This is a genomic window from Nonomuraea sp. NPDC050547, from assembly GCF_044457345.1.
In the GTDB taxonomy this organism is placed as follows: Bacteria; Actinomycetota; Actinomycetes; order Streptosporangiales; family Streptosporangiaceae; genus Nonomuraea.
Window position 1 is genome coordinate 268,546 of sequence record NZ_JBITGW010000015.1, and the last position, 14,262, is coordinate 282,807.

16 protein-coding genes and 1 riboswitch are annotated in these 14,262 nt (G+C 67.6%); of the genes, 8 read left to right on the forward strand and 8 right to left on the reverse strand.

The annotated features are described in order from the left end of the window. The first annotated feature begins 285 nt into the window (after window positions 1-285). Both ACIBHY_RS34395 and ACIBHY_RS34400 read left to right on the forward strand, forming a co-directional pair. Entirely contained in the window at window positions 286-822 is a 537-nt protein-coding gene (locus ACIBHY_RS34395) for a hypothetical protein (RefSeq protein ID WP_397109457.1), read from the forward strand. After that, window positions 819-3,551, forward strand: coding sequence for a KGGVGR-motif variant AAA ATPase (locus ACIBHY_RS34400; protein ID WP_397308871.1), 2,733 nt, complete (start codon window positions 819-821; stop codon window positions 3,549-3,551). The genes ACIBHY_RS34395 and ACIBHY_RS34400 overlap by 4 nt, the downstream gene beginning before the upstream one ends. On the opposite strand, the gene ACIBHY_RS34405 is transcribed toward ACIBHY_RS34400, so the two are convergent. Next, the gene (locus ACIBHY_RS34405) at window positions 3,530-4,282 is read right to left on the reverse strand and encodes an endonuclease/exonuclease/phosphatase family protein (RefSeq protein ID WP_397308872.1); all 753 of its coding nucleotides are present in this window, start codon (window positions 4,280-4,282) and stop codon (window positions 3,530-3,532) included. The genes ACIBHY_RS34400 and ACIBHY_RS34405 overlap by 22 nt on opposite strands. Before the next feature lie 144 nt (window positions 4,283-4,426). Here ACIBHY_RS34405 and ACIBHY_RS34410 point away from each other — a divergent pair, with 144 nt between their 5' ends. Further along, window positions 4,427-5,743, forward strand: a complete 1,317-nt coding sequence (locus ACIBHY_RS34410) for a hypothetical protein (protein WP_397308873.1) — start codon at window positions 4,427-4,429, stop codon at window positions 5,741-5,743. A 1-nt stretch (window position 5,744) separates the two neighbouring features. Here ACIBHY_RS34410 and ACIBHY_RS34415 read toward each other — a convergent pair whose 3' ends face one another. From ACIBHY_RS34415 to ACIBHY_RS34430, 4 genes are all read right to left on the reverse strand, one after another. After that, complete coding sequence (locus tag ACIBHY_RS34415; RefSeq protein ID WP_397308874.1) at window positions 5,745-6,551, reverse strand: glycerophosphodiester phosphodiesterase; 807 nt, start codon at window positions 6,549-6,551, stop codon at window positions 5,745-5,747. A 64-nt stretch (window positions 6,552-6,615) separates the two neighbouring features. After that, entirely contained in the window at window positions 6,616-7,152 is a 537-nt protein-coding gene (locus ACIBHY_RS34420; protein WP_184971135.1) for an NUDIX hydrolase family protein, read from the reverse strand. A 45-nt stretch (window positions 7,153-7,197) separates the two neighbouring features. Then, window positions 7,198-8,121, reverse strand: a complete 924-nt coding sequence (locus tag ACIBHY_RS34425) for a sigma-70 family RNA polymerase sigma factor (protein ID WP_397252648.1) — start codon at window positions 8,119-8,121, stop codon at window positions 7,198-7,200. A 69-nt stretch (window positions 8,122-8,190) separates the two neighbouring features. After that, window positions 8,191-8,928 (reverse strand): hypothetical protein, encoded by a 738-nt coding sequence (locus tag ACIBHY_RS34430; protein ID WP_397308875.1) that lies wholly within the window; start codon window positions 8,926-8,928, stop codon window positions 8,191-8,193. A gap of 100 nt (window positions 8,929-9,028) precedes the next feature. Here ACIBHY_RS34430 and ACIBHY_RS34435 point away from each other — a divergent pair, with 100 nt between their 5' ends. Further along, window positions 9,029-9,748 carry a hypothetical protein gene (locus ACIBHY_RS34435; RefSeq protein WP_397252646.1) on the forward strand — a complete coding sequence of 240 codons (720 nt, stop codon included), beginning with the start codon at window positions 9,029-9,031 and terminating at the stop codon, window positions 9,746-9,748. On the opposite strand, the gene ACIBHY_RS34440 is transcribed toward ACIBHY_RS34435, so the two are convergent. The 3 genes from ACIBHY_RS34440 to ACIBHY_RS34450 are packed head-to-tail and all read right to left on the reverse strand — an operon-like array spanning window position 9,728 to window position 11,306. Further along, entirely contained in the window at window positions 9,728-10,099 is a 372-nt protein-coding gene (locus ACIBHY_RS34440) for a hypothetical protein (RefSeq protein ID WP_397252645.1), read from the reverse strand. The genes ACIBHY_RS34435 and ACIBHY_RS34440 overlap by 21 nt on opposite strands. Window positions 10,100-10,104: 5 nt before the next feature. Then, a complete protein-coding gene (locus ACIBHY_RS34445; RefSeq protein WP_397308876.1) occupies window positions 10,105-11,010 on the reverse strand; it encodes a hypothetical protein in 906 nt (301 codons plus the stop codon). Continuing rightward, window positions 11,007-11,306 carry a YbaB/EbfC family nucleoid-associated protein gene (locus tag ACIBHY_RS34450; RefSeq protein ID WP_397308877.1) on the reverse strand — a complete coding sequence of 100 codons (300 nt, stop codon included), beginning with the start codon at window positions 11,304-11,306 and terminating at the stop codon, window positions 11,007-11,009. Before ACIBHY_RS34450 ends, ACIBHY_RS34445 begins: the two co-directional genes overlap by 4 nt. Before the next feature lie 130 nt (window positions 11,307-11,436). Between ACIBHY_RS34450 and ACIBHY_RS34455 the strand changes: the two genes are divergently transcribed. From ACIBHY_RS34455 to ACIBHY_RS34470, 4 genes are all read left to right on the forward strand, one after another. Further along, window positions 11,437-11,928, forward strand: coding sequence for a SigE family RNA polymerase sigma factor (locus ACIBHY_RS34455; RefSeq protein WP_397252642.1), 492 nt, complete (start codon window positions 11,437-11,439; stop codon window positions 11,926-11,928). Further along, on the forward strand, window positions 11,925-13,097 hold the full coding sequence (locus ACIBHY_RS34460; RefSeq protein WP_397308878.1) for a hypothetical protein: 1,173 nt from the start codon (window positions 11,925-11,927) through the stop codon (window positions 13,095-13,097). The genes ACIBHY_RS34455 and ACIBHY_RS34460 overlap by 4 nt, the downstream gene beginning before the upstream one ends. A gap of 29 nt (window positions 13,098-13,126) precedes the next feature. Next, window positions 13,127-13,274, forward strand: a riboswitch (adenosylcobalamin (AdoCbl) riboswitch). Between the two features lie 28 nt (window positions 13,275-13,302). Next, window positions 13,303-13,464 (forward strand): CbtB-domain containing protein, encoded by a 162-nt coding sequence (locus ACIBHY_RS34465; protein WP_397252640.1) that lies wholly within the window; start codon window positions 13,303-13,305, stop codon window positions 13,462-13,464. A gap of 12 nt (window positions 13,465-13,476) precedes the next feature. After that, a complete protein-coding gene (locus tag ACIBHY_RS34470; RefSeq protein WP_397252639.1) occupies window positions 13,477-14,226 on the forward strand; it encodes a CbtA family protein in 750 nt (249 codons plus the stop codon). The last annotated feature ends 36 nt before the right edge of the window (window positions 14,227-14,262 follow it).

Below are 14,262 nucleotides of genomic sequence, written 5' to 3' on the forward strand. Positions count from 1 at the left end.
GCCGCGCGCATCAAGGTGCTTCAAAGAACTGCGGATGTGCGAGGCTGGTGAGCTCTTTGGCGGGTCAGGTAAAAGCGGACAGGCGGGGGCGGTGCCTGAGGCCCAGTTGGGTGGTTGGCCGGTTGGAGCCCGCCCGGGGCAACAGTGCTCCGCCTATCGTGATCGCGCTAGCCATCGCCGATGGCAGGCGTTCAGCGAACTTGAACCGTTCGCCTTCTCATCGACCGGGGATCGGCAGTTGGAAGGCGGTCATCACAGGCCCACGCCAGGGGAAGGTGCCCGCCGGTGGCCGATTTGGCTATGTTTGGACTCATATGGAGTGCTAAAGCGGTCAGTCTCGGCAGATCAGTTGCTGCATCTTCAGTGGAGCGCCTGCTGGACACGGCCAGTCTCGATAGATTACGCAACGTGCCCGTGGATGTCGGCAGACGCCAACTTTTTGCGAGTTCCTGCGCCCACCAGCAGGCGGCTGAACTTCTTTCAGAAGGCTCTCCAGCAGCAGTGCTTCTTTTCTATGGCGCTGAGTGCGGCCTAAAGGCGGCTCTCCTAGGTCGTCTCAACCTACGCTCGACGGCTCAGCTTCCCGAACATCTCAGAAGCCATGACTTGCAGAAACTTGCTAAGGAGTTGCGGCTGCCTCCCCATCTATGCGCACGAATGCAACACTGTGCGAGCCACAACATGGCAAAGGTACAGGTCGAGTTCCGCGACCTGCATCAGGCGTGGCGTTACGGGCACACCCTTCGCAAGGAGCACGAGCAAGAGGCTCTCGCGGTGCTACGTGACCTGCTGGACTGGTGTCGGCAAGAATTGAGGGCATGATCATGCCAGACCTGTGGACCAAAGTACCGGAGCGTCTCTACACCTGGATGGACGTGGACGCCCACTTGGCGATGCTCGCGACGCAGAACCAATGGCCTGCTTGGCTCCACGAGTGCGATGCCTTCTGGGACGGCCTCGAACTCAGGATTGATCCGCAGGCATCATCGGAAGCCGCCTTGTCTTGGCTGAGCGAGCGGTTTGGTGTCGGCTCGGTTGTGCTCCATGAGCAGATCAATGCGCTTCGTCTCGACGATGTTCCTGGACGCACTGCCACAAGGCTACTCCCGATCATGGTTTCTCACCGAGACCCCGATATTCCACGGCGGGAGCCCCGGTGGCGTGAGCGGCGCGTCGTTCGTGCCCTCGGTCAACCCTTGCCTCCTCCCGATCTGTCGTTCCCCGGCAACGTGCGGATCGCCGCGCTGCACTCTTTCAAAGGTGGGGTGGGACGTACCCTGCACGGTGTGGCTCTTGCAGACGCCATTGCGCGGCGTGGTGAGCGAGTGCTTCTTATTGACGCTGACCTCGAAGCGCCGGGAATCACCTGGATGTTCGCATCTCGGGGCCGGCGCGTTGACTTCAGCTACGAAGACTTCCTCGCACTTCTGCACTCCTCCGAGGATGGCCGTCCGTCAGATGCAGTGTCATTGGGTGCGACCTATCTGTTGAACCAGACGCTGGACAACGTGATCATCATGCCTACCCGTCGTTCCCTGCACGACATAGCACCGTCTCGGCTTGAGCCCACCGATCTCCTAACCCCCGACCGGTCTATCTACTTTCTAACAGAATCCATTGCCGAACTTGCATGCCATCTGGATGCGCGGTCGGTTCTGATCGATCTCCGTGCGGGAAGCAGCGAACTTGCGGCTCCGGTGTTGCTGGATCCGCGAGTTCAGCGCATCTTCGTCACCACCATTAGCAACCAATCGCTATATGGTTCGATTCGCACTATTCAGGAGCTCGGCCGAAGAGCCCCGAGCCGAGCTGACGATCCATCGAGCATTGCTATCGTAACTCAGTTCAGAGAACAGGGACACCGCGACCAGGCAGCCAAGGCTGCCGCAATGCTTCGAGATGCCATCGCAGAGACACTCGAACCGCGTCCAGAGGACAATGAGGACCGGACCGTCGATGGCGACCTCAAACTGGAGCCAATCTTTAGCGCCTTTCAAGACGGGCTTCTAGCTCTGCCGTCCTCTTGGGAGGAAGTTGTGGAGCTTACTCGACGTCATCAACTTGAAGGGATGCTTGCGTCATTGGCTGAAGGCCTTGCTCCTTCGAAGAGTTCGACTCTTTCCGATGAATCGCATGCTGTAGAGTCGCTCCGTGTCAACCTGCAGGATAACCTCGTGCCTCTCCGTGAGGCCCTGGGTGATTTCGCTCGACGACTGGTTTATGCCGAGACAGCGGATGATACTGCCTTTCTGCCTACTGAGTCGCTCCGAAATCTGCTGACGTCACATCGGACGGAGCCGCCGCTGTGTGTGGTGGCAGGCGCGAAAGGTTCCGGGAAAACCTTTACCCAGATACAGATGTGTTTCCGTAGAACCTGGCGGAAGTACGCACGTGACGTGGGCGTTGAAGAAGTAGCTCTAGACGCCTTGTTGGCGCCGGTCTTCGTCTCCAAGAACCTCAATGACGCCACCAGGCAACGAGTTGAAGAAATTCAACACAGCGCGTCAGTGTCAACTGACTCGGAATCATATAGCCAGCTTGACCTGCGTGATGTCATCGATGAGTCCCTCCGTTCGGAGCTGACAGATCTACAATGGAGGCAGGTTTGGCTCACGTGCATGGCGCGCGCCATAGGGATCAGGACCAGCCCCATAGACGTCGAGGAGAAGCTGGCTGAATTCGGTCGTTTTAACAGGAGAATCTTTCTCATAGACGGACTCGAGGATCTCCTTCAAGATTTCTCCGATGACAGTGCCCAGGTCCAGGCACTCCGAGTTCTATTGATCGACTGCATTGACTGGTTGAGGAGTCTGCGTGGTCGGCCACTCGGACTGGTGATCTTTGTTCGGCGTGATCTGGTTCAGGCGGCTATCAAGCAGAATTATGGACAGTTTTTCGCTCGATACAGCGAGTATGAACTCAAGTGGAACCCGGCCGAAGCTCTCAGGCTTGCCCTCTGGGTGACGCAACGCTCGAACGCTCTCCCGGGGTTGACCTCAGACGAGGTGGTCTCGGCCAAAGATCAGCGGCTCAGTGAATGGCTTCTTCCCGTGTGGGGAGAGAAAATGGGATCACTGCGCTCGCGTGAAGCGCGATCGGACGGCTGGTTCCTTGCTGCGCTGTCAGATTTCAATGGTCAGATTCAGGCCCGCGATATTGTTACCTTCCTCAAAGAGTCGGCTGCCTTGTCGGTTGCAGACACTCGCTCGACAGACCGCTTGCTCGCGCCCGCCGCGATGAGGAAAGCCCTGGTGCAATGCAGTCGGGAGAAGATCCAGGCAATTGGCGATGAAAGTCCGCAGGTCGGAGAGCTTCTCAAGCACCTTGACGCTCTAGGTGTGGAGCAAAAGCGAATTCCGTTCAGCCCTGAAGCGGTGGGACTGTCCAATGAGAACCTGGAGATTCTTGCCGCCAATGGCGTCGTTTTTCGCGAGGAAGATCAATACTGGATCCCTGAGATATTCCGGCACGGGCTCTCCTTCAAGGCAACTGGGCGGCCGAAGATTTTGGCCATCGCAAACCTAGTTCGTCAGCGCAACAACCTCGACTGAGGTCCTAAGGGGTCGGGTTCCGGGAGGGTCAGGTCGCAGGCCAGGCCGTAGTGGTCTGAGGGCCAGATGTTGTTGTGCGGGGTGGTGAAGGTCAGCCAGGTCCGGACCGGGCGAGCGCTGGTGAAGATGTAGTCCAGGCGTCTCGTGGGCTCGTCGTCGTACTGGCTGACGAAGGCGTTCTCGCGGGAGAAGGTGTCGCCGGGGGTGCCGTCGCCTGTTGCGGTCCAGGCGTCGGTGAAGCATCCGCTCAGGTATTGGATTTCCGGGGAGTCCGGGGTGGCGTTGAAGTCGCCCAGCAGGACCGCGGGGGGACCGGCCATGTGGGCGGTGATGAAGCGGGCCTGCTCCTGGCGGATGGGGCTGTGGCCGGGTTGCCAGTTCAGGTGGGTGACGTAGACGGGGAGGTCGCCGGCCTGGACGTAGAGGAGGGCTCTCGGTTCGTGGCCGGCCACGGGGAGGGGGATGTGGTGCTGGGCGGTGATGGGGAGGCGGGTCAGGATGGCGTTGCCCTGGATGCGGCCGTCTTCGGCGGTGAAGGCGGGGGCGTAGGCGATTTCGTAGCCTAGGTCGCCGGCTATTTCTTCTGCCTGGCAGCGGCCCTCGTGGCGCCAGACTTCCTGGAGGCCGATGACGTCCGGGCTGAGGTCGGTGAGTTCTTGGCGGATCAGGGCCAGGCGGGACGGCCAGGGGCCCTGTCTGCCCCAGACGTTCAGGGTGGCGACGCGGATCATGGCTCTGACCTCTCGATCCGGGGTGGGAATTCATGGTCTATTCAACCGGTCTTGCTCTTGTTGTGGGTGAACGCGAGACTTCTTCCGTGGCGACCATCGGGGTCCGCAACGCCCCGGTCGGTTCGCCGCGGAAGGGAACCCGTTGTGGAAGCGGTGTTCGAGACCGCGTATCGCGGACTGCCGCCCGACGCGGCGCGCCTTTACCGACTGCTGGGGCTGTTGCCTGGGAGCGATTTCACCGCTGCTCTGGCCGGCGCGCTCGCGGGTGGTGAGGTGCGGCCGTTGATCGGGGCGCTTCTGGAGACGTACCTGGTGGTGGAGGCGCTGCCCGAGCGGTATCGGCTGCATGAGCTGGTTCGGGGGCATGCGGCGCACGCTGCCGAAGGGGAGCCCGCGGCCGAGCGGGATGAGGCTCTGCGGCGGGCGGCGGCCTGGTATTCGCGCATGGTCACCGCGGCGCACTGCCTGGTCCTGGACCGTCCTGGGGAGCCGGGGGTGTTCGACGGTCCCGGTGAGGCGCTGGACTGGCTGGAGAGCGAGCGGGGGAATCTGCTGGCGTTGCTGCGGCAGGCCTCCACCGCGGGGTGGGATGAGCTGGTACGGCGGAGCGCCGAGGCCATGTGGGCGCTCTATGCCAACCGCAAGCACTACGCCGACTGGCTGGAGACCAGCAGGCTCGGGACCCTGTCCGCGCACCGGCTCGGTGACTGGGCGGCTGAGGCGCGGATGCGTGACCAGACGGCCAGGGCGTTGATCGAGCTGTCGGACTTCCCGGCGGCCGAGGCCGAACTGGCCAAGGCCGCTGCCGGGGTGGAGCGGGCCGCCGATGCGACCAAGACACCAGAGCCAACGCGCACCGGAACCGAGAACCCTGGGCCGGGGAGCGCGGGAGGCGAAAGCCCAGAAAGCGCCGCGAGCGCCGGGAGCGCTAGGGGCGAAAGCGCTGGGGGCGAAAGCGCTAGGGACAAAAGCGCTGGGGACAAAAGCGCTGGGGGCGAGCGGGCTGGGGGCGCAGGCGCCGGGGGCGAGAGCGCTGGGAGCGCAGGCGCCGGGAGTGAGAGTGCTGAGGGTGGGGCTGTCGCCCAGAAGGCGGCCGAGGTGCGGGCGGTGATGATCGAGACGCGGGGGCTGCTCGAACTGGCCCGGGGCGACACCGACGCCGCGGCCGAGCGTTTCGAGGAGGGGGTCCGCGCCTATGAAGTGCTGGGAGACGCACGGGGCAAGGCGCTGCTGACCTATCAGCGAGGGCGGGCGCTGGCCGTTGCCGGGCGAAATCAGGAGGCGGCCCACCTGCTGGAGGCGGCCGCCGGCCTGGCGCACGATGACGAGCTCACCCGGGGCAGGATCGCCATCGTGCTCGGACAGGTCTATCGGCGGCTGGGCCGTACCGAAGAAGGGGAGGTGTGGCGGAGAGAGGGCGCGGAGATCATGCGGGTGCGGCGGATTCCGGTCAAGGAGTGAGTCACGGCATGCCGGGCCGGTCGGTGATGATGCCGTCGACGCCTTGGGAGGCCAGGCGGCGCCACTCGGCGCGGTCGTTGACGGTCCAGGTGAAGACCTTCATGCCCAGCCTGTGGATGCGGTTCACGTAGGCCCGGGTGACGTACCGGTAGGGCGGGTTGATCTGGGTGGCGTAGCGGGACAGGGTGCGGAGCTGGCCTACCGGGGGCGTGCCGAGGAGGCCTACCGGGATGCGCGGCATTCTGTGGTGGAAGGTACGCATCGAGCGCCAGTCGAAGGACTGGACGACCAGGCGGCCGGGCTGCAGCCACCAGGAGTTCTTGCGGAGTTCGGCGGCCACGCGGCGCTCGATGCCTGGGTACTGGTCCGGGTCCTTGATCTCCAGGAGCAGGCCCATGCCGCTGCCCTTCATGGTGCGCAGGGTCTCGCCGAGGGTCGGGACGCGTTCGCCGGAGTGACCGGAGCCGAACCATGAGCCCGCGTCGAGTCTGCGGAGCTCACTCAGGGTGAAGGCGCTCAGCGGCCACGGCGCGCGGTCGGGGAAGACGCTTTCGACGTTGGTGGTCCTGGTCAGCGTGGGGTCGTGCAGGAGGATGAGCTGATGGTCCTTGGTCTCGCGGACGTCGAGCTCGAACATGTCGGCGCCCTGCCGGCCGGCGAGCCTGAAGGCGGCGAGGGTGTTTTCCGGGGCGTCGGCCGAGGCGCCCCGATGGGCGACGTTGGTGGGGTCGGCGGCGGCGGAGACCGTCGGCGTCAGGGTCGTCAGGGTCGTCAACGCGGTCACGATGATGAAGCCCAGTCGTCGCATGTGACCGAGCTTGACAGGCGAACGTGACTCCGAGTTGAGCGCAGAGTGACGCGTCGCTTACAAATCAGGTCAAGCGTCCCACATGTGCTAGTGCCTGCTTGAGCAGCACGCCCTGCCCGCCGGCCATCTCCTGCTGCACCATCGGGGACGACGCCTCCTCGGGAGTGAACCAGACGAGGTCGAGCGCGTCCTGCCGCGGGCGGCAGTCACCGGACACCGGGACGATGTAGGCCAGCGAGACCGCGTGCTGCCTCGGGTCGTGGTACGGCGTGACGCCCGGCGTCGGAAAGTACTCCGCGACCGTGAACGGCTGGGGCGAGATCGGGATGTTCGGCAGCGCCACCGGCCCGAGATCCTTCTCCAGGTGCCGCATCAGCGCGTCGCGGACCCGTTCGTGGTGCCGGACCCGGCCGGAGACCAGCGCCCGGCTGACCTCGCCGTCGGAGCTGATGCGCAGCAGGAGGCCGACGTGGGTCACGACACCGGTCTCGTCGACTCGCACGGGGACGGCGTCGATGTAGAGGATCGGCATGCGTCCGCGAATCGACTCCAGCTCTTCGGGAGCGAGCCAGCCAGGTACGGTTTCGGTCTTTTCGGTCACCCGCTGATCGTACGTCCTCCCCGGCCGCGAGGCTGGCAGCCGGGGTCAGCGTCGGTCCTGGTCGTCGGACGAAGAGGCGGGGTCGCGGGGCGGCGAGGGCAGGAAGGCGAGCCCGCGCAGGCGCTCAGGGCTGGCGAGGATGTCCATGGCCACGATCTTCCCGCCGGACACGGTGACCGCGGCGACGATCTTGGGCTTGCCGTTCGGTGCGGACATCATGCCCACGGCCCCGTTGACCAGCACCGGCACGTAGCGGTCCGCCATCGCGCGGAACGACATCGCCTGGCCCGCCACCTCGGCGGCCCCGCGGATCACCCGCAGCGTGCCGATCGGCACGTCGGCGCCCTCGACGCGCAGCACCACGTCCGGGTCGAGCACGGAGACCAGCGCCCCGAAGTCGCCGTCACGGGCGGCGGACAGGAACGCGGCGACGACCTCGCGCTGCCGGGCCAGGTCGGGGTCGGGAGCGACACGGGCGCCCTGGATCCGGCGGCGGGCCCGGCTGGCGAGTTGCCGGGTGGTGGCGGGGGAGCGTTCGACGATCGCCGCGACCTCCTCGAACGGCACGCTGAACATGTCGTGCAGCACGAACGCCAGCCGCTCGGCGGGCGCCAGCGTGTCGAGCACCACGAGCAGCGCCAGCCCGACCGAATCGGCCAGCAGGGCCTCGTGCTCCGGGTCCACATGGTCGCCGACGCTCACGATCGGGTCGGGCAGCCGTTCGCCGATGGGGTCCTCGCGCCGGGACTCGCGTGAGCGCAGCATGTCGAGGCAGACCCGCCCGGTGACGGTGGTGAGCCAGCCGGCGAGGTTCTCGACGTCGCTCACGTCGGTCCTGCTGAGGCGGAACCACGCCTCCTGGACGGCGTCCTCGGCCTCGGCGAGCGAGCCCAGCATGCGGTAGGCCACGGCCCGCAGGTGCGCGCGATGCGTCTCGAACCGGGCCGCGAGCAGGTCATCGTCGTTCATCGGTCACAATCTTTCGCGGTCCGTCATCAAGGGCGAAGCCCAATGTACGGGGCCAAAACGCCGTAAGGATTAAGGGGTGGGGCGACCGGCGATCGCGTCCTGGACCGAGTGCTTGAACCGTTCGATCGGCTCCCGGATCCGGCGCTCGCGCCACTCGGCGCGCCGCAGTTTGCGCGACCCCTCCCGGTACCGCCGGCGCGCCCACGGCGAGCCCGGCCTGGCCAGCCGGATGGCGCCGACCAGCGCGAGCGGGGTGAGGTAGACCCCGATCAGCCCGGTCCAGACCTTGCCCTTGGTCAGGCTGAGCACCGCGAACAGGATGTTCGCGGTGACGACGAGCCCGCCGTTGATCAGGTCCTGGCCGGTGAACAGTTCGTCGACCTCCAGCGGGCTGACCCCGAGCAGTCCGAGCCCGCACAACGCCAGCGCCATGAACACCGTGTCCACCGACAGCCGCCCCTGCTCGGTCCAGTAGACGTCCTGCAGATGCAGCACCAGCGCGAACTCGTCGAGCACGAGCGCCGCCCCCACGCCGAACACCGCCGCGGTCACCCCCGCGGGCGGAGAACTCCCATCCTGTACGGCGAGCCCGCCGATCCCGCCCAGGCACATGAAGACCAGCCCGAACACCACATGGTGGATGTGCGTCCCGCCCGGGGTGACGTTCCCCGGCCACCACCGCACCCGCTTCCTGATCATCCGGACGCTGAACCTGATGAACAGGAACGTGAGCAGGAACAGCACGAAGAAGCAGAACAGCCGGAGCTTCCCCGCGTCGACGATCTCCCGGGCGAACCAGTGCCGCATCTACCCCCCAACGACCGGCCGGGGGGTAGTGCTAGGTGTACCCGCAATACTCGCCTCTGTGCCAATGTGCCCGCTGACCTGCGCCGATTGAATGATCGGCATGACGCGGACACACTCTCTCCCCGGCCCGTGGGTCGAGGCGGCCGGGCTGCTGCTCGGCCCGCTCCTGCTTCTCGCCGGGGTGCTGACCCGGATCGGCCAGGACGACTTCTTCCCCGGCCAGCTCGCCGCCTACGCCCGGCAGCCCGGCACGATGACTCTGTCCTACAGCCTGTTCGCCGCCGGGCTCGTGCTCCTGTGGCCCGCCGCGGTCGCGCTGGCCCGGCGGATCTCCGCCACGCACCCCGGCTGGGCGCGGTGGGGCGTGACGCTGGTGGTGCTCGGGTTGTTCGGCCGGGTCTTCCACGCCGGGGTCGGCCACCTGGCCTTCCAGATGGTCGACGCGCTCGGGCTCGAGGCCGCGCAGAAGGCCGTGGCCGGCACGTATGGGGCCGTCCACGTCTTCAAGGCGGTCAACGTCGTCATCATGGCCGGCTGGATCGTGCTGGCGGTCGGAGCCTTCCGCGCGAAGGCGTTCGGTCCCGGCGCGGTCGGCGTGGCCCGTTGCGTCGCGCTCGCGTCGGCCACCGGGCTGCCGCTCGGCGTGCTCAAGGGCAGCACGGACCTGCCCTCCCTGCTCGCCGTCGCCGGCCTGGTCGTGGCCTTGGCGCCGCTCGGGGTGAGCGTGCTGAGGCAGGCCGGCCCGGCGCCGCGGTGGTGGGCGGTGGCGCTGACCGTCGCGGCCGTCCCGGTGGCCTTCCTACTCGGGCTCAGCGGGTGAGCCCCAGATCTTGGGGTTCTCGTCCGGCTCGGGGAGCTTGGACAGGAGGTCGGCGATGCTGTCCCAGTTGGCGACCCGGACGAGGTCGCCCATGAGGCGCAGGCGTTCGGCGAGCTGTTCGTGGGCCTCGTCCAGATGGACCAGGCCCTTGGCGATCTGGTCGGTGTGGGCCTCGTAGCCGCGGGCGCCGCCGTCGCCCTTGAAGAACGTGACGCCCTCCTGGGTACCGCCCCAGAAGGCGCCGATGGCGGTCAGTTCCGCGGCGGCCCGCCGTACGTGGTCGGCCAGGTCGCGGCGCTCGGTGTCGTAGGCGTCGGCGACGGCGCGCAGCCGGGCGCGGTCGATTTCCATCCTGCTCACCCCGCGGGTTTGTGGGCCATCGTGAAGTAGAGGAGCATCCGGCCCAGCGTTTCCTTCCAGGTCGGGATCAGGTCCTCGCCGCCCTGGCCGTTCATGGCGTCGTAGCTGGGGCCGTAGCCGACGGAGCCGCCGGCCATGCGGCCGATGAAGTACTGCAGGTCGAGGTTCTTGGTCACGGCCCTGGCCGCGGGCATGGCCGCGTCGAAGGCGCCGTAGAAGGCCACCGAGGCGGCGAACTCCTTGAGCGCCTGCCGGGCGTTGTCGCCGAGCGAGCCCGGGTCCTCGCCCCGCGCCGCCTTGACCCCGGCGACCACGCCCACGTCGCCGATGGCGAAGAAGGCGCTGCCGATCGAGTACTCGGTCAGCTTGGCCAGCACGACCCGCGCGACCGCGTGCTCCAGGAGCTTCGACAGCAGCTTCGCCTGCGCCCTGCGCATGAGGAACTGCGTGATCTGGTACGCCGCCCCCGCCTGCCACGGGAACGTGGTGATGAAGATGAAGCTGGCGAGGTTGGCCAGGGCCATGGTCCAGTAGGCGTGCCGTACGGTCTCGACGATCTCGGCGAAGTCGTCGCAGGCCCCGGCGTTCGCGCGGCAGGCTGCGGCCAGTTTGCCCGGGTAGCCGAGGGCCGGCGGCATCGGGTAGAGGCCGGCGGTGACCGTCCTTTTGAAGGCGTCCACCCCCTCGCCGCTGTTGCGCCGCCAGACCGACTCGGCGGCGGGGTAGGTGTTGCCGGAGCTCTTCTCCACGCGTTCGGCCAGCCGTAGCCAGGTGTCTCGGGCCTGGCGGGCGCGGTCGGGGTCGCCTTCCGGGTAGTCGACCGCGAGCATCTGGAAGACGAAGGCGGTGATGCCGAGGGCGCCGAAGCCGTAGATGGAGGCGCGGGTGGGGTTGATCTTCATCGCAGCACGTCGGGGGTGAACGGCTCGGCCAGCGCCCTGGCCTGATCACCGGCGTCGCGGGCGGCCGCGGCGGCGGCCTGGAGGACGGCGGCGGCCAGCTCGTCGGAGCCGAGCCGCATGGCGCGGGGGTCGATGGTGAGCCCGGCCAGGGCGCCGGTCATGGTGGCCTCGGCGACGACCCGGCCCTCGGCGGCCTCACCCCGGCCGCGTACCTGCTCGATCTCTTGCTGGAGTCCCTGGAGTCGGGCGATCTCCCCGTGGAACTCGGCGAACATCCGGTCCAGCTCGTCTGTCATTCGGCCCAACGTAGATCGTGACACCGGTATTGGCAACTGAACTAGTAGGTAAAGCGTTTCACCTCACATTCAACAGAATCCGCCCTTCGTGCGTCTGGGATGTGATGGACGGAAGAAGGGTGAGGCCAGGGTGGACGACTTCGCGGCGTTCGTCGCCGAGCGCGCCGACGCGCTCCTGCGTTACGGGTACGTGCTCAGCGGCAACCCGCACGACGCGGCCGACCTGACCCAGGAGGCGCTGATCAGGCTGCACCGGGCCTGGCCGCGGGTGCGTGGCAAACGCGACCCGGAGAGCTACGTGCGGGTGACCATGGCCAGGCTGCACATCAGCACCTGGCGGTTACGGCGGCGCGAACGGCTCGGCTGGGACCTGCCGGAGACCTCGCACGAGGACGTTCTGCCCTCGGAGTCCGAGCAGGGGCTCTGGCAGGCGCTCGAAGGGCTGCCCAAGAAGCAGCGCGCCGTGCTCGTCCTGCGCTACTACGAGCAGCTGACCGACGCGGAGATCGCCGGGGTGCTCGGCATCTCCCAGGGGACGGTCCGCAGCCACGCCTCGCTCGGGCTGAGCAGGCTCCGCTCGGCGATCGACCGCCCCTCCGCCACGAACGGGAGCGCCCGATGACTCTGGAAGACGAGCTGCGCACCACCTTCGGACACGCCGCCGAGCGCGCGCCACACGCCCCCCAGGGCCTGCCCGCGCACATCGCCGGCCGGTCCAGGCGACGCAGGATCCGCGCGAACGCGCTGATGGCGGCGGTCGCGGTCGTGGTGATCGCCGGAGGGGCCGCGGTGGCGCTGCGCGGCGAACCTCCGCGGCAGCCGATCCCCGCGATCCGTCCCACCTCCACCCCGGCCCGGATCACCGAGGCCGAGCCGGTGGAGAAGGTGTGGCCGGCGGCCGTCACGAAGATCCCCGGCAAGCTGCGCGGCGGCGCGAAGATCCGCCCGCTGAAGCTGATCGGCGACCGGTCCGTGCTGTTCGAGACGTGGGAGAGCCACGAGAAGGCCAACGCGATCTACGCCTACGACCTGGAGGCGCGGACGAGCCGGAAGATCACCAATATCCGCACGCCGAAGGGTGTCTTCGCCAGCAACTGGACGATCGGCACGGACCGGGTCTTCTGGAGCACGATCGAGGACGGCGGCACCGGCCTGTGGTCGGTCCCGCTCGAAGGCGGGAGCACGGAGCGCCTGGCCACCGTGCCGGGACGGGTCGACACGATGGCGGTGGCCGGTGACCGGCTGGCGTTCTCCGTGATGGACGGCGGCGGCGTCTCCACCCTCCCCCTCGGGGGCGGGAAGGTGGAGGCGGTGCGGGGGGCCGAGCGGCACCACATCCTGAGCTGGCCATGGGCGGGGACGCCGAGCGATTACACGCCCAACGGCGAGACCAGCTACGAGGAGATCGTCAACGCCGAGACGGGCGAGACGAACAGGGCGGTGGTGCGCGCGGGCGAGACCTGGGTGCGGTGCGGCGTGCTCACCTGCGTCGGCGCCAGGCCGGACCGGACCGCTTTCATGCGCCTGCGCGACGGCACCCAGGAGCGGGACCTGCCCGAGATCCCTATGCCCGGAATCGCCGCGGACCGGTTCATGACGGTGCGGTTCGACTCGGCCGGCCGCGGTCAGGCGCTGCTCGACCTGGCCACGGGCCGCTCGGGAGACCTCGGCATCCGGCCCGGCGACGATGGCGGGATGCAGGTGGTTCACCCGGGCGTCGGCGACGGCCGGCTCGTGCACTATTCGCTCAAGGGCGAAAACGTGATCATCGACCTCTCGAAGATCACGTGACTGTTGACGAGAACCGGAGGAAAGGATACGTTCCGGTAGATTTCACGGCTGTCAGGGGAAATCCGGTGAGATGCCGGTGCGGACGCGCCACTGTATCCGGGACGTAGATCCCGGGAGCCAGGTCACCTCACGGCCGTGACCTCACCTGTTGGGACGCGTCATCCCTGAGGAGGCCTTGATGAGTGGTGGGACCACTTCGACGTCCGTGCCCTTTCCCCGTTTGCGGCCCTGGCTGCTGAGCGTGCCGTTGTTCCTGTTGATCGCGTACCTGGTCCTGATGGACAACGGCGCGGTCTCACAGACCGGCACCCTGCTCCACGAGCTGATGCACGACGGGCGCCACCTGCTCGGCGTGCCCTGCCACTAGAGGCCGGGCACGATGGTGCGCACCCTTGTGGTCAGAGGCCTGCTCCTGGGCCTGCTGGCCGGACTGTTCGCGGGCGCCTTCGCCTTCCTGGCGGGGGAGCCCCACGTCGACAGCGCTATCGCTTTGGAAGAGGCCGCGGCGGCGGCAGCGCCCGCCGCGCCCGCCGACGATCATCACGGTGAGGAGGCCGAGGTCAGCAGGCCGGTGCAGAAAGCCGGGCTGTTCCTCGCGACGGGCCTCTACGGTCTCGCCGTCGGCGGCATCTTCGGCCTGGTCGTGGCCGGGCTGCGCGGACGGGTCGGGCCCAGGTCGGACCCCGCCCTCGCGTTCGCCGCCGCGGGCACGGCCTATCTGGCGATCGTCCTGCTGCCCTTCCTGAAATATCCCGCCAACCCGCCCGCCGTCGGCGACCCCCACACGATCGGCAGCCGGACCCTGCTCTACGTGGTCATGGTGCTGGTGGGCCTGGCCGCCGTGGCCATCGCGGTCGCCAGTGGGCGCCGGGTCACCGGTGGTCCGTGGGCGCGCTGGAGCGTCACCGTCGTGACCTTCCTCGTGCCGGTGGTCGCCGCGCTGGCGCTGCTGCCGCGGGTCGACGAGGTGCCCGCGGGCTTTCCGGCCACGTTGCTGTGGGAGTTCCGGCTCGCGTCGCTGGGGACACAGCTGGTGTTCTGGGCGGCGTTCGGGGCGCTGTTCGCCTGGGCGGGCGAGCGCGCCGCCCGCCGGACCACCGCCGCCGTCCCAGCCGCCGCACCGAGCTGAGCGGAGTGCTTTTCGTACGGCATGCCAGCACACCAG